This is a genomic window from Bordetella muralis, assembly GCF_054781015.1.
On record NZ_BAAGVF010000003.1, the window covers coordinates 299,284 to 320,191 of the forward strand.

At 59.4% G+C, this 20,908-nt stretch carries 16 protein-coding genes; 10 read left to right on the plus strand and 6 right to left on the minus strand.

Translation table 11 applies throughout. The annotated features are described in order from the left end of the window. Window positions 1–114: 114 nt before the first annotated feature. The 10 genes from ACYVIT_RS06515 to ACYVIT_RS06560 all read left to right on the plus strand — a co-directional run bounded on the left by ACYVIT_RS06515 (window position 115) and on the right by ACYVIT_RS06560 (window position 14,431). The gene (locus ACYVIT_RS06515) at window positions 115–2,988 is read left to right on the plus strand and encodes a 2-oxoglutarate dehydrogenase E1 component (RefSeq protein WP_415806296.1); all 2,874 of its coding nucleotides are present in this window, start codon (window positions 115–117) and stop codon (window positions 2,986–2,988) included. A 47-nt stretch (window positions 2,989–3,035) separates the two neighbouring features. Continuing rightward, entirely contained in the window at window positions 3,036–4,259 is a 1,224-nt protein-coding gene (gene odhB / locus ACYVIT_RS06520) for a 2-oxoglutarate dehydrogenase complex dihydrolipoyllysine-residue succinyltransferase (protein ID WP_415806297.1), read from the plus strand. 485 nt (window positions 4,260–4,744) lie between these two features. Continuing rightward, a complete protein-coding gene (gene lpdA / locus ACYVIT_RS06525) occupies window positions 4,745–6,172 on the plus strand; it encodes a dihydrolipoyl dehydrogenase (RefSeq protein WP_415806299.1) in 1,428 nt (475 codons plus the stop codon). Between the two features lie 219 nt (window positions 6,173–6,391). Continuing rightward, on the plus strand, window positions 6,392–7,483 hold the full coding sequence (gene zapE, locus ACYVIT_RS06530) for a cell division protein ZapE (RefSeq protein ID WP_415806300.1): 1,092 nt from the start codon (window positions 6,392–6,394) through the stop codon (window positions 7,481–7,483). Window positions 7,484–7,629: 146 nt separating this feature from the next. Then, window positions 7,630–8,163, plus strand: coding sequence for a sigma-70 family RNA polymerase sigma factor (locus ACYVIT_RS06535; protein WP_415806452.1), 534 nt, complete (start codon window positions 7,630–7,632; stop codon window positions 8,161–8,163). A 4-nt stretch (window positions 8,164–8,167) separates the two neighbouring features. Beyond that, window positions 8,168–9,151 (plus strand): FecR family protein, encoded by a 984-nt coding sequence (locus ACYVIT_RS06540; protein WP_415806301.1) that lies wholly within the window; start codon window positions 8,168–8,170, stop codon window positions 9,149–9,151. Window positions 9,152–9,317: 166 nt separating this feature from the next. Further along, on the plus strand, window positions 9,318–11,816 hold the full coding sequence (locus tag ACYVIT_RS06545) for a TonB-dependent siderophore receptor (RefSeq protein WP_415806453.1): 2,499 nt from the start codon (window positions 9,318–9,320) through the stop codon (window positions 11,814–11,816). A 106-nt stretch (window positions 11,817–11,922) separates the two neighbouring features. Then, the gene (locus ACYVIT_RS06550; RefSeq protein ID WP_415806302.1) at window positions 11,923–12,228 is read left to right on the plus strand and encodes a DUF3649 domain-containing protein; all 306 of its coding nucleotides are present in this window, start codon (window positions 11,923–11,925) and stop codon (window positions 12,226–12,228) included. 92 nt (window positions 12,229–12,320) lie between these two features. Next, window positions 12,321–14,105: a PepSY-associated TM helix domain-containing protein gene (locus ACYVIT_RS06555; protein ID WP_415806303.1), complete on the plus strand. Its 1,785-nt coding sequence runs from the start codon at window positions 12,321–12,323 to the stop codon at window positions 14,103–14,105. Further along, window positions 14,105–14,431, plus strand: coding sequence for a DUF3325 domain-containing protein (locus ACYVIT_RS06560; protein WP_415806454.1), 327 nt, complete (start codon window positions 14,105–14,107; stop codon window positions 14,429–14,431). Before ACYVIT_RS06555 ends, ACYVIT_RS06560 begins: the two co-directional genes overlap by 1 nt. An 87-nt stretch (window positions 14,432–14,518) precedes the next feature. On the opposite strand, the gene ACYVIT_RS06565 is transcribed toward ACYVIT_RS06560, so the two are convergent. From ACYVIT_RS06565 to ACYVIT_RS06590, 6 genes are all read right to left on the minus strand, one after another. Beyond that, complete coding sequence (locus ACYVIT_RS06565) at window positions 14,519–16,018, minus strand: tripartite tricarboxylate transporter permease (RefSeq protein WP_415806304.1); 1,500 nt, start codon at window positions 16,016–16,018, stop codon at window positions 14,519–14,521. A 28-nt stretch (window positions 16,019–16,046) separates the two neighbouring features. Beyond that, entirely contained in the window at window positions 16,047–16,514 is a 468-nt protein-coding gene (locus ACYVIT_RS06570; protein ID WP_415806305.1) for a tripartite tricarboxylate transporter TctB family protein, read from the minus strand. 17 nt (window positions 16,515–16,531) lie between these two features. Continuing rightward, window positions 16,532–17,491, minus strand: a complete 960-nt coding sequence (locus ACYVIT_RS06575) for a tripartite tricarboxylate transporter substrate binding protein (RefSeq protein WP_415806306.1) — start codon at window positions 17,489–17,491, stop codon at window positions 16,532–16,534. Window positions 17,492–17,634: 143 nt separating this feature from the next. Beyond that, window positions 17,635–18,801 (minus strand): mandelate racemase/muconate lactonizing enzyme family protein, encoded by a 1,167-nt coding sequence (locus ACYVIT_RS06580; RefSeq protein WP_415806307.1) that lies wholly within the window; start codon window positions 18,799–18,801, stop codon window positions 17,635–17,637. 52 nt (window positions 18,802–18,853) lie between these two features. Then, the gene (locus ACYVIT_RS06585) at window positions 18,854–19,636 is read right to left on the minus strand and encodes an enoyl-CoA hydratase (RefSeq protein WP_415806308.1); all 783 of its coding nucleotides are present in this window, start codon (window positions 19,634–19,636) and stop codon (window positions 18,854–18,856) included. Then, on the minus strand, window positions 19,626–20,819 hold the full coding sequence (locus ACYVIT_RS06590) for a CaiB/BaiF CoA transferase family protein (RefSeq protein WP_415806309.1): 1,194 nt from the start codon (window positions 20,817–20,819) through the stop codon (window positions 19,626–19,628). The genes ACYVIT_RS06585 and ACYVIT_RS06590 overlap by 11 nt, the downstream gene beginning before the upstream one ends. Window positions 20,820–20,908: the final 89 nt, after the last annotated feature.

Genomic DNA, 20,908 nt, shown 5'->3' on the forward strand with positions numbered 1-20,908 from the left:
GCTTTCAGGGCTTGTACGTGCCTTCTGCCCCTGCTATCCGCCAACGGGAAGCCCGTGCCGCGGAAGGTTTTCCTGCATCGTATCGAGTGAAGCACTCGCAAGGTGAAGCAATATATGTCTTCCGAATCAGAATCTCTGTCCACCTCATATCTATTTGGTGGCAATGCCCCCTACGTCGAAGAGCTGTACGAGGCGTATCTGGACAACCCTGGCTCTGTGCCCGATAACTGGCGCGAGTATTTCGATCAGTTGCAGCATGCTCCTGCGACCGACGGCCAGGAAACGACGCGCGACCGCGCTCATGCCCCTATCGTCGAGTCTTTTGCTCAGCGCGCCCGCAGCAATGGGTTCGTGCAGCAAATCTCCGCTCAGCCCGATCTGTCGATCGCCAGCAAACAGGTTTCGGTACAGTCGCTGATCGGCGCTTATCGTTCTCTGGGCTCGCGCTGGGCCGACCTGGATCCGCTCAAGCGTCAGGAACGTCCCCCGATCCCCGAACTGGATCCCTCGTTCTACGGCCTGACCGAAGCCGATCTGGACCAGACTTATTCGGCCACCAACACCTACTTCACGACCGCCAGCACCATGACGCTGCGCGACATCCTGAAGGCTCTGCGTGACACCTACTGCCGCAGCATCGGTGCCGAATACACCCATATTTCCGATCCCGCCGCCAAGCGCTGGATCCAGGAACGCCTGGAAAAGACCTTCGGCGCCGCGTCGTATAGCAACGAAGAAAAGCGTCACATCCTGCAGCAACTGACCGAATCCGAAGGTCTCGAGCGTTTCCTGCACACCAAGTACGTGGGCCAGAAGCGCTTCTCCCTCGAAGGCGGCGAAAGCTTCATCGCCTCGATGGACGAGGTGGTCAACCACGCTGGCGAATCCGGTGTCCAGGAAGTCGTGGTCGGCATGGCTCACCGCGGCCGCCTGAACCTGCTGGTCAACATCATGGGCAAAATGCCCGGTGACCTGTTTGCCGAATTCGAAGGCAAGCACGCCGAGGGCCTGACCGATGGCGACGTGAAATACCACAACGGTTTCTCCAGCGATCTGTCCACGCGTGGCGGTCCTGTGCACCTGTCGCTCGCGTTCAACCCGTCTCACCTGGAAATCGTCAATCCCGTGGTCGAGGGTAGCGCCCGTGCTCGCCAAGAGCGCCGCGGCGACCCCGAAGGCAAGCAGGTCTTGCCAGTGCTGGTGCACGGCGACGCGGCCTTTGCCGGCCAGGGCGTTGTGATGGAAACGCTGAACCTGGCGCAAACGCGCGGCTACGGCACGGGCGGCACGCTGCACATCGTCATCAACAACCAGATCGGTTTCACCACGTCCGACCCCCGCGATACGCGTTCGACGCTGTATTGCACCGACGTGGTCAAAATGATCGAAGCCCCGGTGTTCCACGTCAACGGCGATGATCCTGAGGCAGTCGTGTTCGCGACCAAGCTGGCGCTGGACTACCGTATGCAGTTCCACCACGATGTGGTGCTGGATATCGTTTGCTTCCGTAAACTCGGCCACAACGAGCAGGACACGCCGTCGTTGACCCAGCCCTTGATGTACAAGCGCATCGGTCATCACCCCGGCACTCGCAAACTGTACGCCGACAAGCTCACCTCGCAAGGCGTGCTGGCCGAGGGCGAAGCCGACCAGTTGGTCAAGGATTACCGTCAGCTCATGGAAGACGGCCAGCGCACGATCGAACCTGTGTTGACCGACTACAAGAGCAAGTACGCGATCGATTGGTCCTCGTTCCTGGGCGCCAAATGGACGGATCAGGCCGATACGGCCGTGCCGTTGGCTGAGTTGAAGCGTATCGGTGAGCGCATCACCACGGTTCCTGACAGCTTTACGCCGCACCCGTTGGTCAAGAAACTCTTGACCGAGCGTCGCAAGATGGCCGAGGGCGAGCAAAACCTCGACTGGGGAATGGGCGAGCATCTGGCGTTCGCTACGCTGGTGGCCTCGGGTTACGCCATCCGGATTACCGGCCAGGATTCGGGCCGCGGTACGTTCACGCACCGTCATGCCGTGTTGCACGATCAAAATCGCGAGCGCTGGGATGACGGCACCTATGTGCCGCTGCAAAACGTCTCCGATGGCCAGGCGCCGTTCACGGTGATCGACTCGGTGCTGTCCGAAGAAGCCGTGCTCGGTTTCGAATACGGTTATTCCTGCGCAGAACCCAACACGCTGACCATCTGGGAAGCTCAATTCGGTGACTTCGTCAACGGCGCTCAGGTCGTGATCGACCAGTTCATCAGCTCGGGCGAAGCCAAATGGGGCCGCCAATCGGGTCTGACGTTGATGTTGCCGCACGGCTACGAGGGCCAGGGCCCCGAGCACTCGTCGGGCCGCATCGAGCGTTTCCTGCAATTGTGTGCGGACAACAACATCCAGGTGGTTCAGCCCACGACTGCTTCGCAGATTTTCCATCTGCTGCGTCGTCAAATGATCCGTCCGTTCCGTAAGCCTCTCGTGATCTTCACGCCGAAGTCGCTGCTGCGCAACAAGGATGCAGGCTCGCCTCTGACCGAGTTGGCGGGCGGCAGCTTCCGTCCTGTGATCGGCGAGCTGGACGATACGATCGACGCGAGCAAGGTCAAGCGCGTGCTGGTGTGCTCGGGCAAGGTCTATTACGACTTGGTCAACGCTCGCACCGAGCGCGAAGCCAAGCATGTGGCAATTCTCCGCGTCGAGCAGTTGTACCCGTTTGCCCACAAGGCCTTCGAAACCGAACTGCGCAAGTACGCTAACGCAACTGAAGTGGTCTGGGTGCAAGACGAGCCTCAGAACCAAGGTCCGTGGTTCTATGTTCAGCATCACCTCTACGAGAATATGGCCGATGGTCAGAAACTCGGCTATGCCGGTCGCCCGGCTTCGGCGTCGCCTGCGGTAGGCTACCTGGCCAAGCACCAGGAACAGCAGAAAGCACTGATCGAACAGGCTTTTGCCGCGAAATACAAAGGCTTCATGCTGACTAAATAAGCTCAGCCGCCGATATCGAATCTCTCTATATTTAGGAACCTATTACCATGGCTATTACTGACGTTGTTGTCCCCCAGTTGTCCGAATCCGTGTCGGAAGCAACGCTGCTTACCTGGAAGAAACAGGCTGGCGCTGCTGTCGAGGCAGACGAAATCCTGATCGAGATCGAAACCGACAAGGTGGTGCTGGAAGTGCCGGCTCCGGCATCGGGCGTGCTGGCTGAAATCGTGGAAGCCGATGGCGCCACGGTAGCGTCGGGCCAACTCATCGCCAAGATCGATACGGCTGCTCAGGCTGCCGCTGCCCCGGCTGCTGCCCCCAAGGCCGAAGCCGCTGCGCCCGCCGCCGCTCCGGCAGCTGCCGCTGCTGCCGCGCCGGCTTCGTCGGGTTCGGCAGGCATTGCTTCGCCGGCCGCTTCCAAGATTCTGGCCGAAAAAGGCGTGGACGCTGCCAGTGTGGCTGGTACGGGCCGTGACGGTCGTGTGACCAAGGCTGATGCTCAAGGCGCCAGCGCTGCGCCGGCCAAGGCCGCTGCCGCCGCACCGGCACCGACGACGTTGTCGCTGGATGGCCGTCCGGAACAGCGCGTTCCGATGAGCCGCCTGCGTGCCCGTATCGCTGAGCGTCTGCTGCAATCGCAACAAGAAAACGCCATTTTGACCACGTTCAACGAGGTCAACATGCAGGCTGTGATCGATCTGCGCAACAAGTACAAGGAAAAGTTCGAGAAAGAGCACGGCGTCAAGCTGGGTTTCATGTCGTTCTTCGTCAAGGCTGCTGTTGCCGCCCTGAAAAAGTACCCGCTGATCAACGCATCGATCGACGGCAAGGACATCATCTATCACGGCTATTTTGATATCGGTATCGCGGTGGGCAGCCCCCGTGGTCTGGTGGTGCCGATTCTGCGCAACGCGGATCAGCTCTCGCTGGCCGAGATCGAAAAGACGATCGCCGATTTCGGTAAGCGCGCTGCCGAAGGTAAGTTGGGCATCGAAGAAATGACCGGTGGTACGTTCTCGATTTCGAACGGTGGTGTGTTTGGTTCGATGTTGTCGACGCCGATCATCAACCCGCCGCAATCGGCCATTCTGGGCGTGCACGCTACCAAGGAGCGTCCGGTCGTTGAAAAGGGCCAGATCGTGATTCGTCCGATCAACTACCTGGCGCTGTCCTATGACCATCGGATCATCGATGGCCGCGAAGCGGTGTTGGGCCTGGTTGCGATGAAGGACGCGTTGGAAGATCCGCAGCGCTTGTTGCTGGATTTGTAATTTAATCGCTGACGAAGGCGATAGGGTGTTAATGGTTGATGCGGCGGAAAGGGGGGCGTTGCTTTTTGCGGCAGCGCGGCTTTCTTCTGTCGCAGTGGGCAGGGGCTTGCCTAGCGGTAAGCCGCGGGCCCCTTCGGCCGGTCTGGCCGCCTGCGCGGCCAGACTCCCCTTCGCCTACCTCGTCAGGCGGGGCGGCTGGGCAAACTCGCTCCGCTTCGCTGCGCTCAAACATGCCCAGCCGAAATCCCCCCGCCTTCCTTCGGTAGCGCTCGGCGGCCTCAACGGGGCCCGCAGCTTACCGCTAGGCAAGCCCCTCCCCACTGCTGGCGACATCTTCAATTCTGAGGGTGATTCGAGTGATGCTGGGGTTGGGGTCCGTGCTAGCCTTTATGCGGGTGATGCGGTGTTGTCATCGATGCAGGTTTATGCTGCGGGTGAGGCTTGTTCGGCTGGCGCTTCTTTAATTCCCAAATTTCGAGATCATTATGTCCAAACAATTTGACGTCGTTGTCATCGGTGCTGGCCCTGGCGGTTATATCGCCGCGATTCGTGCTGCGCAGTTGGGTATGTCGGTAGCGTGCATCGACGCATGGCAAAATGGCCAAGGCGGCCCGGCACCCGGCGGTACCTGCACGAACGTGGGCTGCATTCCGTCGAAGGCACTGCTGCAGTCATCGGAACATTTCGAGCAAGCCAACCATCACTTTGCCGAACATGGCATCGAAGTCAAGGGCGTGAGCCTGAAGCTCGATACGCTGGTTGGCCGCAAGAACACGGTGGTCAAGCAGAACAACGACGGCATCCTGTATCTGTTCAAGAAGAACAAGGTCACGTTCTTCCATGGCACGGGCGCGTTTGCTGGTCAGGTTGACGGCGGTTATGCGATCAAGGTGACGGGCACTGCCGAAGAGGATATCGTTGCCAAGCACGTGGTCGTGGCAACGGGCTCGTCGGCGCGCGAACTGCCGGGTCTGCCGTTTGATGAAAAAGTGGTGTTGTCCAACGATGGCGCGCTGAATATTGACGCTGTGCCGAAGAAACTCGGTGTGATCGGGGCTGGCGTGATCGGCCTGGAGCTGGGCAGCGTGTGGCGCCGTCTGGGCGCTGAGGTCACCATCCTGGAAGCCATGCCCGATTTCCTGGCGGTTGCTGATCAGCAAGTCGCCAAGGAAGCCCTGAAGGTACTGACCAAGCAAGGCCTGAACATTCAGACCGGCGTGAAGATCGGCGAGGTCAAGGCGACGGCAAAGTCGGTCAACGTGTCGTATGTGGATGCCAAGGGCGCCGAGCAAAAGCTGGCGGTGGACAAGCTGATCGTGTCGATCGGCCGTGTACCGTACACCGGTGGCTTGAACGCCGAGTCGGTGGGCCTGAAGCTGGACGAGCGTGGCTTCATCGCTGTCGATGATGACTGCAAGACCAACTTGCCCAACGTATGGGCAGTGGGCGATGTGGTGCGTGGGCCGATGTTGGCGCACAAGGCCGAAGAAGAAGGCGTGGCGGTGGCCGAGCGTATCGCCGGTCAGCATGGGCATGTGAATTTCGCGACCGTGCCTTCGGTGATCTACACCTCGCCGGAAATCGCCTGGGTGGGCAAGAACGAACAGCAGCTCAAGGCCGAAGGCCGCGAGTACAAGGCGGGCAGCTTCCCCTTTATGGCGAACGGCCGTGCGCGCGCGTTGGGTGATACGACGGGTTTTGCCAAAGTGATTGCGGATGCCAAGACCGATGAGGTGTTGGGTGTGCATATCATTGGCCCGATGGCATCGGAACTGATTTCCGAAGCCGTGACCATCATGGAATTCCGTGGTGCGGCCGAGGACATCGCTCGTATTTGCCACGCTCACCCGACTCTGTCGGAAGCCGTGAAAGAGGCCGCGCTGGCGGTGGACAAGCGCACGCTGAATTTCTGATTCTGAGCGATGCATCGACGAGCGCCGGGCTATGACGGCTCGGCGCTCTCGTCTGTAGTGATGGTTCGTTCAGGCCTGTGCGCGTTGGCCGATACGATGGCAAATGTTTGTCAGCCTATTGCGCAATGGTGCCCCGTTACCGGTGGCGCATACAGATTGCCAGATGAACGGTACGAGGCGGTTGAACCGCCTTTTTTCTTTTAGGTTTGCAGCTGCGATATGAACGTCCGCGAATACTATGAACAATCCCTGGCGGAGCGGGGGTATCAACCTGATGTGGCGCAGAAGCAAGCCATTGACCGATTGCAGGCGTATTACGACGACTGGGTACGTTTCAAGGCCCTGCGCTCGAATGCGTTAAAGAAGTTATTGAACCGGCCCGATGTCCCGCGCGGCGTGTATCTGTGGGGCGGAGTGGGGCGCGGCAAAAGCTTTTTGATGGACGCGTTTTATGCCACGGTACCGGTGGTGCGTAAAACACGGCTGCATTTTCATGAGTTTATCCGTGGCGTGCATCGCGAACTGGAAAACGTCAAAGGGATGCAAGATCCCCTGGACGAGGTGGCGCGGCGTGTGGCCAAGCGTTATCGCTTGATTTGTTTTGATGAGTTTCATGTGTCGGATGTGGCCGATGCCATGATTCTCTACCGCCTGTTGCTCAAGCTATTCGAATACGGCACATCGTTTGTGATGACATCCAACTATGAGCCGTCGACCCTGTATCCGGATGGGCTGCATCGAGATCGGATTTTGCCGGCGATCGAGCTGATTCAGAAACGCATGGATGTCTTGAATGTGGATGCCGGGATTGATTATCGGCGCCGTTCGCTGGAGCAGGTGCAGTGCTATCACTCGCCGCTGAACGAGCAGTCCAAGGCCGCCTTGCAGGATGCTTTTGATCGATTGGCCGACACGCCGCCGCAAGAGCCTGTGTTGCACATCGAGCATCGCGAGCTGCGTGCACAGGCGTTGGCCGGGTCTGTGGTGTGGTTCGATTTTGCGACGCTATGCGGCGGCCCGCGCTCGCAGAACGATTACCTGGAATTGGCCAGCCGTTTTCATGCGGTCATTTTGTCGGATGTGCCTCGCATGGGGCCACGCCAGGCGTCCGAGGCTCGCCGGTTTACCTGGTTGATCGACGTGTTTTATGACCACAAGATCAAACTGATCATGTCGGCGGAATGCGAGCCCGAAGAGCTCTACACCGAAGGCGCCTTAGCCAACGAGTTTCACCGCACCGTGTCGCGCATCCTGGAAATGCAGTCGCGCGAATACCTGGAATCCGAGCGCCGTTTGACGGTCGGGCTGTAAAAACCGCAAACGGTCGCTTCAGGAAGAAGGGTAGGGTGACGTGTTGTTGTGTTAACACGTCATGGCCTGGGTGAGGCGGCATGTTTACGTAATCTGATTGATAATAATAGTGGTTATCAATTACCATCGCGGTTTGCGCTTTTTCTCTGCCCGCCGTGAAAACCTCCATACCGAGCGTGGCCGTCGCGCCCGCGGCGGCGCCCATTGACGAGCTGTACCGTGATCATCAGCCGTGGCTGTTCCGATGGCTGCGGGGCGAGCTGGGCAATCCTTTCCGGGCAGAGGACCTGACTCAGGACGTGTTTGTGCGGGTCATTGCCGGCCGCAAGCAAGTCCGGGCCGAGCAGGCTCGTCCATTTTTACGCACGATTGCGCAGGGCCTGTTGATCGATCATTACCGTCGCGCCGGCCTGGAGCAGGCGTATCTCGATTATCTGGCCACCTTGCCGGAACCTCACCAACCCTCCGCAGAAACGCGCGCGGCAGTTTTGCAGCAGATCGCCATGCTGGATCGGATGCTGGCGGACCTGCCTGACAATGTGCGGCGGGCATTTGTGATGGCCCAGATTGACGGCTTGAGCTATACCGAGATTGCCGAGCGGCTCGGCGTGTCATTGAGTTCGGTACAGCAATATATGGCCCGTGCGTTGATGGCTTGCTATGTCTGCATCCAGGATTGACACGATGGGTGATCCCATTGCCCAGGCCGCTATAGCGTGGTGGGTCAAGCTGCAGTCGGGCGAGGGCGGGGCGGCCGCGTTGGATGCCTGTCGGCAATGGCGCGCAGCAGATCCGCGTCACGAGCATGCCTGGGCACGCCTGGAGCGCTTCGCGCATGCCGTACGGGATATCCCATCGGACTTTGCGCATACGCATTTGGTCGACGCTGCGACGGCGCGACAACACAGTCGTTCGCATGGACGGCAGCGACGCGCCTTGCTCAAGGGGATGGCTGCTGTGGCAGTACTAGGCGGTACTGGCGCCGCCGCGTACGAATGGACCCCTTGGCAGCGCTTGGTCGCTGATTACAGTACACGCGTCGGCGAACGCCGCCGTGTCCTGTTGCCGGACGATATTCGGATGGATTTGGCCAGCGATACGGCGGTGTCATCCGTCTTTCACGACGGGCAGCGTGAGCTGACGTTGTGGCGAGGTGAAATGGGCATCGCCGTCCGTCGCGATCTGGGCGTCTCTCCTTTGTTGGTCAACATCGACGGTAGTCGAGTGGAAGTGAACCACGCTCATTTTTCGTTGTGGCGGCAGGCGTCGGGGATGCGCGTCGATGTTTACGAGGGTTCGCTGCGTGTCAGCGCGCAGGATAGCGAGCCTCGAGTGCTGAGTGCGGGTGCAGCCTTGTATCGCAAGGCCGGTTCGTGGCATGAGGCAGCGGCGCAGAACAGCCGAGCTGCCTGGATGGATGGATTACTCGTCGCTAATGACGATCGATTGGCCGAGGTCATTGCCCAGTTGGCGCGCTATCGCCGCGGGATGCTCTCGGTTAGTCCGGAGGTGGCCGATTTATCAGTATCCGGCGTATTTCCGCTGGATGACACCGATGGCGCCTTGGACATGTTGCAGCACGTCCTGCCGATCACGATCAAGCGCTGGGGGGCGTGGTGGGTGCGGGTCGATAGCGCTGAAAAACCCGCTCAGCAACGCAGCGCGTAGATCGCCGCTCGCACCTCCGGATTTACTTTTGGTTTCTATTCAGTCGTCTTATCGCCTGCAGGTTTCTCGTGCTCGTGCGGAATGGCTTTTGTAAACCATTCATTTCCGCAGGAGTCTTGTCTTGTCTTTTCTTGCTTCCTTGTTCTCATCCCGGGCGGTCCGTCGCATGAGCGCTGGCCATGGCACACGAGGCGGCCGGCAGCCGGGCGCGTTGCCCGCGCTGGTGTTAGCGTTGGCGGGTGCCGGGTTGGTGTCGGTGCATCCGGCCGTATTGGCACAGGCGGCCGCGCAACCGGGCCAATCGGCGCCTGGCGCACGCAGCGTCTCCGTACCTGCGGGTCCGCTGGGCCAGGTGTTGACCGCCTTTGCGCGGCAGGCTGGCGTGTTGATTTCATTCGATACCGGCCTGGTATCGGGATTGAGTGCATCGGGGTTGCAGGGCAGCTATTCCGCCGGCGACGGCTTTCGCGCCATCTTGCAGGGAACGGGCCTGGAGGCCTATCCCGGAACGGGCGGCTGGCATTTGCGGCGTGCACTATCGACGGCAGGCGATACCGTGAGCCTGGCCCCCGTGGTGGTGCAGGGGCAGGGTGAGACCGGCACGGGTCAGACGTATGGTGTGGTTTCCACCGTCGCGTCCACTGGCACCAAGACGGACACGCCGTTGTTGGAAACGCCGCAATCCATTTCGGTGATCACGCAGACCCAAATCGCTCAACAAGGCGCAAACACGTTGAACCAGGTGCTTCGTTATACGCCTGGCGTAGCGGTCGAGACGCGGGGAGCCACTGCGACTCGATTGGATCAGTTCACGATCCGGGGGTTTTCTGCGACGAGCTACCTGGATGGTCTGCGCGTGTTCGGCGGCCGGGACGCCTTGCCGCAGGTGGACGCCTATCGCCTGGAACGCGTCGATGTCCTGAAAGGTCCTTCGTCCGTTATGTACGGCCAAGGCGGCCCTGGGGGCGTAGTGAACCAGGTCAGCAAGCGGCCGGTGGCCGGGCAAGTCAATGAGGTTGGTGTCGAGTTTGGCACCAACTCGCTATTGCGCGGAATGGCTGATGTGGGCGGCAGCCTGAACGACGACGGCACCTTGCTATATCGCGTGGTAGGGGCAGGCTATAAGGCCAATGGGCAATTGCACGATACCAAAGAGCGCCGCTATTACGTGTCGCCTTCGTTCCTGTGGCAGCCCACTGCGGACACCCGCTTGACTGTGTTGACGCACTTCCAGCGAGATCCCGATATGGGGGCCTACGGGGCGTTGCCTGCGATGGGGACGGTGCATGCATTACCGGATGGCAGCCGTTTCTCACGCAGTTTTTACGATGGGGACAAAGGTTTCGAGCGAAGCGACCGCAAGCACTATTCCTTGGGCTACGAGTTTGAGCATCGCTTTAACGACACCTTTAAAGCGACCCAGAAATTACGCTATGTGCACGCGGATGCCGAATATCGCAGCATCTACAACAGCGGCTGGGCAGATCCGGGCACCTATCGCTACCTGAAGCGCGGTTTGACCGGTACCGACGTCAAGTTCGATGCCCTGACGCTGGACAACAATCTGCTGGCCAATTTCTCCACCGGGCCTTTCGATCACACGGCCTTGTTGGGTTTTGATTATCAGCGCGTCAAAACAGATACCTTGTCGGCCTCGCAGACCGGCGATTTTCTGAACCTGGACACCTGGAATCCGAACTACGACATGGGCTTTACCATGCCGGCCTTCACCAGCGACCAGACCCAGACGCAATATCAAGCCGGCCTGTATTTCCAGGACCAAATCAAGCTCGGCCGTCTGTCGGTGCTGCTGGGCGGGCGTTATGACTGGGCGCGTACCAACACCAACGCGACCAATCTGAACACTGGGGTGCGCACGCATACGCCTCAGCGCGCACAGGCCTTTACCGGCCGTGCGGGGTTGCTCTATCTGTTCGACAACGGCGTGGCGCCGTACTTCAGCTATTCGCAGTCGTTCGAGCCGCAAAATGGCACGGGCTGGGATGGGGCTCCGTTTGATCCGGTCGAGGGCGAGCAATACGAGTTGGGCGTGAAATACGAACCCGCCGGCTCGCGTACCTTGTTGACGGCTGCTCTCTACGATATCCGCCGCAAAAATCTGACCACGACGGACCCGGATCCGACTCATATCTGCAGCGGCGGACGTTGCAGTATTCAAGCAGGCGAGGTACGCACCCGCGGTCTGGAGCTCGAGGCCAAAACCGAGCCGGTCGAGGGACTGAGCGTGATTGCTTCGTACAGCTGGATGCAGAACGCCTATACCAAAGACAACCCCAATGCCGCAGGTGTCAGCCTGAAGGGCACGCAACCGGCCGGCGTACCCAAGCATCAAGCTTCGGCATGGGTGCACTATGAAATGCAAAGCGGGCCGCTGGCCGGTCTGGGGATGGGAGCCGGTGTACGTTATCTGGGCGAAACCTGGGGCGATGCCAACAACACGTTCAAGGTATCCAGCGCCACGCTGTTTGATTTGGGACTGGACTACGACCTCGGCCGCTATCAGCCGGCGCTGAAGGGCTGGCAGGTCAGCCTGAATGTCGCCAACGTCTTTGACAAGCGTTATGTGGCCTCGTGCTTGAGCGAGGCTTGGTGCTGGTACGGCTATGACCGCACCGTCAAGGCAGCGGTGCGCTATCGCTGGTAATACCGAGGCGGGCGCCTGCGGGATGGTTTTCATCCTGCCCCGAAGGCACCCGCTTTTTTCTCGTAATGATTATAATTCTCAAATTATCGAGTTCGCAGGATTCGCAGTGAAACCTATTCCCGGCGCCGGGCTGGCGCGTTATCGATGGGCGGTCGCCTCACGCATCACCGCCGCCGTGTTTGGCGGGTATGCGTTGGCATCGGCAACGGCCGCCAGTCTGGCTGTGTGGTTGCCCATGGCGCGCATCGATGCCGTCGTGACGGCGAGCATACTCGCCTTTGTCGCCTATACGATTGCCGTCATGTGGGTGTTTGCTGCTCGTAATACGTGGCGCGCATGGATCGGGATTATCGTACCGACTGTATTGCTGGCAGGGCTGTTCTGGCTCAACCGCTTGGCGGGGGCCGCATGACAAGCGCCTCAAAATCCAGCGTTTCTCAGGCCGCGGCCCCGGTGGCCCCAGACAGCTCGTTGCCGTCCAAGGCTTTGGCGAAGTCGAAATCAATGCGTTCTCCTTCAGAACAGGGCGAGGGTTTTCGGCAAGCGATGGCGTGGCTGCACACGTGGGCCGGCTTGGTGTTCGGGTGGATCTTGTTTGCGATGTTCCTGACTGGGACGTTGGCATTTTTCCGGCCCGAAATCACCACGTGGATGCAGCCCGAGGTGCCAGCACAGCATCAGGTGTTGCCCGCAGACCAGGCCGCCGATATGGCGCAGCGCTATCTGACCGAACATGCGCCGGACGCCTCGCGCTGGTTCATCGATTTGCCCTCGGCACGTGAGCCTAATCTGAGTTTGTTGTACCAAATCCCCAAGCCCGCGCCGGGCGAGCGGGGGATCAAACGCGTGACACTCGATCCCGCTACGGGTCAGGAAATCAAAGCCCGTGAAACGCGCGGCGGCGATTTTTTATATCGCTTTCATTTCGAATTGGAAATGGCCCGTCCGTGGGGGCGTTGGCTGGCCAGCATAGCGGGGATGTTCATGCTGGTGGCCATCATCAGCGGCATCGTCACGCACAAGAAAATCTTCAAAGACTTCTTTACGTTCCGGCCTGGCAAGGGCGGGCAGCGTGCGTGGATGGACGGGCACAACGCCTTGTCGGTGTTGGGGCTACCATTTCATCTGATGATTACGTTCAGCGGGCTGCTGCTCTTTGTGGTCATGCTGTTGCCTGCGGGGATTTCGGCTGCCTATGACACGCCCCGTGCATATTTTGACGAGCGGTTCCCGGGCTCGCCTCAGCAGCGTCCGACCGACGGCCAGGCTGAGCTGTTGCCGCTGGGTCCGCTGGTGGCACAGGCAACCTCACTGTGGCAGGGCGGTAGTGCGGGACGCCTGGTGGTGACGAATCCCGGCAAACAGAACGCGATGGTGTCGGTGTCTCGAGACTCGGGCGAACGCGTATCGTATGGCCGCAATGCGCCCAGCATGCAATTCAATGGGGTCGATGGTGCGTTGTTATCGCGGCACGATAACAACAGTGCTGCGATGACGACTGCCGATACGATCATCGGTCTGCATCTGGGATTCTTTGCCGAACCGTTTTTGCGGTGGCTGTATTTCCTGGTCAGCCTGGCTGGGACAGCGATGGTCGGCACCGGTTTGGTGTTATGGGTGGCCAAGCGTCGTCAAAAAGCCGGCGCGGCGGCTCAGCAGAAGTTTTCGCTGCGTTTGGTCGATGCCCTGAACGCCGCCAGCATCGCCGGTTTTTGTCTGGCGGTGGTGGTGTACTTCTGGGCGAACCGATTGGTGCCGGCCGATGTGGCGGGACGTGGCATCTGGGAAACACGCGCGTTTTTCATCGCCTGGGGGTTGAGCTTTATCTACGCCTTTGCATTCCGTGCACGCAAGTGGATGGATCTGTTGTCCTTGACGGCGGTGTTGGCGCTGACACTGCCTGTGTTGAATGCTTTGACGACGGACCGGCATTTGGGGGTGTCCTTGCCTGCAGGCGATTGGGTCATGGCTGGCTTTGACCTGACCTCTCTGGCAGCGGCCACGCTGCTTGGTTGGATGGCTTACAAGGCGCGCAAGGCGTATCAGAAAAACAAAACATCATCAGCTCGCCCCGTTCCGGCAACTCGCAAGAGCGTTCGCCCTGAGGCAGTCGGTGCTGCGCGTGCTGCTGTATCTTCACAAGCGGCCGGTGTAGCGCATGCCATTGCTCCTACGCAACATGCCGGCGCAATACATACAGCCGCCCCGTCTCCAAATGTCGGCATCGCGCAAATCGCTGCTGCCGCCTCCGTCACCGCCAGCTGTACTGTTAATGAGGTGACGTCATGATGATGAGCATTGCCGCTTTTTGCTTGGCCTATGCCGGGTTTTCCGCGTTGTGCCTGGCTATGGACCGCCACTACGAGGATGTATTCGACCGCGAATTGCCGCGTCGTCATCGAGCTTCCCTGCGCATTGTCGGGTGGATTGCGTTGGCGCTGTCGCTATGGGCGTCGGCTGCGGTATGGGGATGGTCATACGGCACTGTAGAGTGGATAGGCATCTTGAGTTTTGCGGGCCTGCTTCTGATCTGGTTTGTCAGTTATCGGCCGGTTGCTGCGATTTCGGCTGGGGGGCTGTGCGCGGTGGCGGCACCCGTGTTGGCTTGGGTGTGAATAAAAACGCCCGGCATATGAAGACGTCTGCGCATTGGATATAGATCCACTCTGTGCAATGCACTTCAAATGCTGGGCTTGCCTACCCTAAATCGTGCTCGATTTCCGTTTCCAGAGTTTCGATATCAGCGGCATGAGCACCACCGAAGCCGCCAGCAGAAAGAACGCCAGCGAAATCGGCCGCTCGAAGAACACACCCAATCCACCTTCGGACAGGATCAATGTTCTCCGGACGTTGTTTTCCAGCATGGGGCCTAGCACCACGCCCAATACCAGGGGAACCGCTGAATACTCCAGCTTTAGCATCAGATAGCCCAGCACGCCTGCCCCCAACGCCAGCAGGACATCGGACATCGAGTAGTTGATCGAAAATACGCCGAACAGAATCATGCCGATCACAACCGGGTAGAGCAGGGCCGTCGACACGAATACCACGCTGGCCAGTAAAGGAATCATCAGCAACGTCAGAAACAACAGCATCACGTTGCCTATCCAGAAACTGCCGAACACCGTCCACACGAAATCCGGATTGTTCGTAAACAGCAACGGCCCCGGTTGCAGACCCAGCATCAACAGACCTCCCAGCATGATGGCGGTAGTTGCCGAGCCGGGGATGCCCAGTGTGAACATGGGTACCATGGACACATATGCCGCGCTGTTGTTTGCTGCCTCAGGGGCCGCGACGCCCTGCATGGCACCTTTGCCAAATTCTTCGGGTGTGCGCGATATCTTTTTGGCCGCCGCATAGGCCAACATCGTGGCAGCAGTCGCGCCCACGCCAGGCAGCACGCCCACGAGAAAACCCATGATGGATCCCAGCACCACCGCGCCTTTGCAGCGGATCATGTGGCTCACGCGGGGCAGTAACGAACGCAATGAGTAACTGGCTGCAGCCCGGGTGCCCTCAGTCTTTTCCGATAGATTGAAAAATATCTCGGCGAGTCCGAATATGCCAACCGCAATGATGGTGAAGTCGACGCCATCGAGCAAGTCCATCGACCCCAGGGTATAACGTGGCGGTCCCGAAATAGGATCCATGCCTATCATGCCGATCCAGATACCCAGAAACAGCGCGGTAAATCCCTTGATGATGTTGCGTCCGCCCAGCACGCTCACCAGAGAAAAGGCCAACACCATGACGGCCGTCATTTCAGTCGGTCCAAACTCAATGGCCACGCGTGCGATCGCCAGTGCCAGCAGCGCCATGACCAGCAAACCGAACACGCCGCCGATGAACGAGGAGAACACGCTGATGCCCAACGCCTCGCCCGCCTTGCCTTGTTTGGCCATTGCATGGCCATCCAGTACGGTCATGACCGATGCGGATTCGCCAGGGATCCCGAGCAGAATGGAGGTAACAGCGCCGCCGAACATGGCGCCATAATAAATCCCGCCCAGACCGGCGATGGCTTCGACACCGCCAAAGCCCACTGCCACCGGCAGCATGATCGCCACACCCGCAGCGGGACCCAGTCCCGGTAATACACCGACGAGCAATCCGATCAAGACACCGATCAATGTGGCAGCCAGCACCGACCAGGACAGCGCGTTGACTGTACCTTCGAGTAGCAGGACGATAGAGTCCATGTTGTTCCCTCATTTAATGTGTGTGCAGTCAGATTCCCAGCAATCCTTTGGGTAGCGGCACGCCCAGATACACACCGAAGGCCAGTTCTCCGGCGATCGGAAACAGCACCGCCGTCGCGATGATCTTGGCGGTAAAGACCCGGTCCCAGCGCGGCCGGATAATCCAGCCTATCGCGAACACCAGCGCTGCACACGCCAGCATCATGCCCAACGGCTCGGCCAGAAACACAAAGGCCACCAGAGCGCCGATGAGGGCCACCGGCTTGATCAGGCTGGGCAACGCGATTTCTTGAGCCAGTTTTTCCTTGCCTGCAACGCTGCGAACAAAATTCACTATGCTCAATCCTGCGATGGCCAATCCCACCCATAGCGGAAAAAAGCCGGCGCCAGGATTGCCGTCGATCATGTAGCCGTACGAGGGCGCAAAGTAAGCGATACTCAAACCCAACATAAACAAGAACATCGCAAAAACACGATCCAGTGTCTCGATTTTCATGATTGGCGTTCCGGTAGTTATTTGATGATGTCCAGTTCTTTCATGATGGCGACATAGCGCTCATTGGTCCGCTGGATCAGCGCCGCAGTCTGTTTAGCGTCTTCGTAGCGGGGCTCGTCTTTGTAGCGATCCAGATACCGCTCTTTCCACTCTTTGCTCTCGGCGACTTTACGCAGCACGTTTTCCCAGTACGCGACCACCTCCGGTTCGACGCCTTTGGGCATCACGACACTGCGCAGCATGGTGTGTTCGATGTCGTAGCCTTGTTCCTTGAACGTCGGGACATCAGGCATCGAGGACAGCCGTTCACCCGCACTCACGGCCAGGGCGCGCATGGTGCCGGCCTCGATCTGAGGCATGATTTCGCTGGGGTTGCCGAACATAAAATCAATGTGCTTGCCTAACACTCCCGTAGTGATTTCCCCTTCGCCATCGAAGGGCACTACGTCCACTTTGACTTTCATCTGCTTGCTCACCATGTCCGCCAACAGCCGAGCGTCCGAGACCACGCCGACCGTGCCCGTGGTCAGCCGTTTGGATTGAGCCATGTCTTTCAGCGATTGATAAGGCGAGTCGTTCTTTACCGCCAACACATAAGGCGACATCGAAATAGCAGCGATAGGTGTGAAATCTTCCTGTTTGAACGGTGCCCGACCGAGGAGCGGCGTCGTGAAAAAACTCACGCTGACTGTTGCCATGGTGTATGGATCGCCCTTGCGGCGTGACGCTTCCTTGTATCCGCGCGCACCACTGCTGCCGGGCAGGTTCTCGTACATGAAATCCACGGGTACGAGTTTGAGGTCTTTGATGACAGAGCCGATCGTGCGTGCCAGCACATCGCTGCCCCCGCCCGCACCAAACGGAATGATCATGCGTATATTCTTGTCTGGATACTCGGCGTTAGACGAGACAGGCATAGAGAATAGTGCGAGCACAGCGCAGGCCGACGCCAGACGAGCGGCGATAGAGATACTCATTTGTCTTCCTCCAGGAATGTATCCGGTGCCATGGCCCGGATCTTGTGTTGCTGCCGAGCCGCCTTGCGGTGAACGTGCCCATACGTGAACAGTCAGTCGCAGACGTGAAATGAGGCTTCTTGTGGAACTGCAAAACTGCGCTGCTACGTCGCGGCAACGGCCTCGCGCAGCAAGTATCCGTGGCTGTCGCGCCCCTCGAATCGGCTTTGCGCTGGGTCCGTGATGCGGGCGGCTTCCAGGGCATCGTAATTGGGGGTGAATCCCAATCCGGGCTTGCCGGATAAAGTCATGCGTCCGTCCACAGGATCTGGCGTGTCATAAAAGAAATGTTTGCCTGTTTGCCACATCCCATAGTGGAATTCGACAGGCCCGCCATTCATCAGGCCGCATAACAGATGCATATTGAAAATCGGCCAACCACCGCCGTTTGCCATGGGCAGGTTGTAGGCCTGGGCCAGATGCGCCACCTTCAGCGATTCGGTATAGCCGCCGTTGTAGAGCACATTGGGTTGCAATACATCCACCGCATGATGCGAGACCAGTTCGCGATAACGCCAACGGTGGCCTTCCATCTGTCCGGCGGCAATCGGCACCGACGTGTTGGCGCGCAGGTCCGCCAGCGCGCGCGCATCATTCTGCTGAATGGGCTCCTCGAACCACATCAGTTCGCAATCCTCGATCGCGCGGCACAGCAAGCGCGCCTCATAGGGGTTGAACCAGCAATTGGCGTCTATCATCAGCGCAGCGTCCGAGCCTATGGCCTCACGTGCGGCATGCACGCGCCGAACGTCGTCGCGCCACGTGCGCGAGGGCTCGCCTCCCACCACCATCTTCAGCATCGTGTGCCCATCGTCGATGAACTTGCGCGCGTAGTCGGCGAGTTGCCGTTCATCGAAAAACGGATAGCCAAAGGTCGCATACGTCGGCGCCCAGCTACGAAAACCACCCAGCAGCTCGTGCACAGAGCGCGACTCTCGCTTGCCCCGCAGATCCCATAGCGCGATATCGATGGCCGACAGCGCATTAGAGATCACACCGGTATAGGCGCGGCTGTTGAGCTGTTTCCACACGTGCGCGTGAATCGCTTCGGTGTGCAGTACGTCACGCCCCTTCAGTGCCGGCGCCAGATGATTTTCTATGCAGGCGATGACAGCCCAAGGCAGGATTGAGCCTGTGATGCCAAAGCCGCTTTGACCTTCGTCGGTCGTGACTTCGACAAAGACGAACATGCGGCTCTCGATCGATTTGCCGATACCGGGCAGGTCGATCTCATGCCGATGCAGCGTAGCGGTGATTTTTTCTATCTTCACTTTCTGTCTCCTCTTTTCTGTCGCTGGGCGGCCGTCGCGGGCTGAGTGACGATCAGCGGCCGGTGAATGCCGGTGGCCGTTTGTCCCGAAATGCCGCTTGGCCTTCCTTGTAGTCCTGGCTGGCAAAGCACGCGCGCAAGGCCTGTTGGCAGGCATCGTCGCCATACCTTCCCGGTTCGACGGCGTCGTCGATGGCCATCTTGCTGGCGCGCAAACTCAGCGGCGCCAGGGCCGCCATCCGCGCGGCGAGCTCCAGGGTCTCGGCCTCGTCGCGAACATCATTGATCAGGCCCACCCTCAACGCTTGAGCCGCATCGTATCGGCGTGCGGTAAACATGATTTCCTTCGCAACGGCAGGTCCCACGAGTGAAGACAACCGTTTCAACCAAGCTGGGTAGTAGCCCACTCCCAGCTTTGCTGCGGGGATACTGAAGCTCGCATCGGACGTCGCAAATCGCAGATCGCAATGCAGCGACAGCCCGACGCCTCCGCCAAAACATAATCCGCGTATCAACGCCACGGAGGGCTTGCCGAGGCGAACGAGACGCTCTGCGGCGGCCACCACCGTGTCGTTCCACAGCTTCACGCCGGCCTCGGTGCTGCGGCGCTCGCCAAATTGCGAGATATCCGATCCGGAAGAAAAAGCTTTTTCGCCCGCGCCGCGCAATACCAGGACGCGTACATCGGGATCGGCATCCGCCTGTTCCATCAACCCTGGCAAGGCAGCCCACATGTCGAAAGTCATCGCGTTATGTCGCGTAGGATGATCAATGGACAATGTAGCCACGCCGCCATCCTTTTGATAGCGCAGCGTTGGCGTGTGCTCAGATGACATGCTGATTCCTTAGTGTCTGGAGTTCGGACTGTGCTATGCCCAGTCCTTGCAGAATCTCGGTATTGTGTTCACCCGGCATCGGCGCTACCGTGCGCAACGTCGGGTGATAGCGGCTGCTCTTGATGGGCTGGCCGACCAATTGGATATCGCCCAGCTCGGGATGCCGTACCGGCCATGCGATACCCAGATGCTGTACCTGCGGGTCGGCAAAGGCCTGATCCACCGTGTTGACGGCACCGCAGGCCAGGCCGGCAGCATTGAGTTTTTCGATCCAGTATTCACGAGGCTGCTGCACGAATATCGCGTTGATTTCCTGATTGAGTGTTTCGCGGTTGATGGATCGATCCCGGTTGGTGCGGTATAGCGGATTGTCCAGCCACTGCGGCTTGTCCAGCGCCTTGCACAGGCGTTCCCACATCAGTTGACCCGGCACCTGCAACGTCATCGGTCCATTCTGAGCCGTGAACAAGCCAGTCGGGATGATGGTGGGATGATTGTTGCCGGCCTGCGCGGGGACTTCCCCTGCGACGAGCCAGCGGGCAGCTTGCAGGTCCAGGATCGCCAACTGCGCTTCCAGCAGCGAGGTCTGCACCCACTGACCGACACCCGTGCGCTCACGATCGAGCAGGGCGATCAAAATGCCGATCGAGCAATACAGGCCGGCCGTAGTGTCGGCAATGGCAATACCTGCACGCACGGGCCCGGATTCAGGCAGGCCAGTCACCGACATCAATCCGCCCATGCCTTGCACGATCTGGTCATAGCCGGGGCGCTTGGCATAGGGGCCATCTTGGCCAAAGCCCGAGATGCTCGCATAGACCAGGCGTGGATTGATCTGCCGAAGTGTCTCGTAATCAATCCCCAGGCGATGTTTGACGTCAGGCCGGTAGTTCTCGACGATCACGTCGGCGTTTTGCACCAGCTTTTCCAGCACGGCCCGCCCCTCGGCGCTCTTTAGATTGAGCGTGAGGCTTTTCTTATTGCGCTGCAGATTCTGGTAATCGGGGCCCAGTCTCATGCCTCCCATCTCAGTCTCGGTGGCAGGGTTGACGGGCTCTTCGATCTTGATGACCTCAGCCCCCCAATCCGCCAATTGGCGTACGGCCGTCGGGCCGGCGCGTACCCGGGTCAGATCAATGACCCGGTAGGGCGACAAGGGCAGCGAGTGTTGCGTGTCAGACATGGGCGAGTGCTCCTCTCATGACGTGTCAGGCCCATCCTTACCGCGAGGCGATGGGCCAGGCGAAAGCCGAACCTCAGGGGTACGGCCGG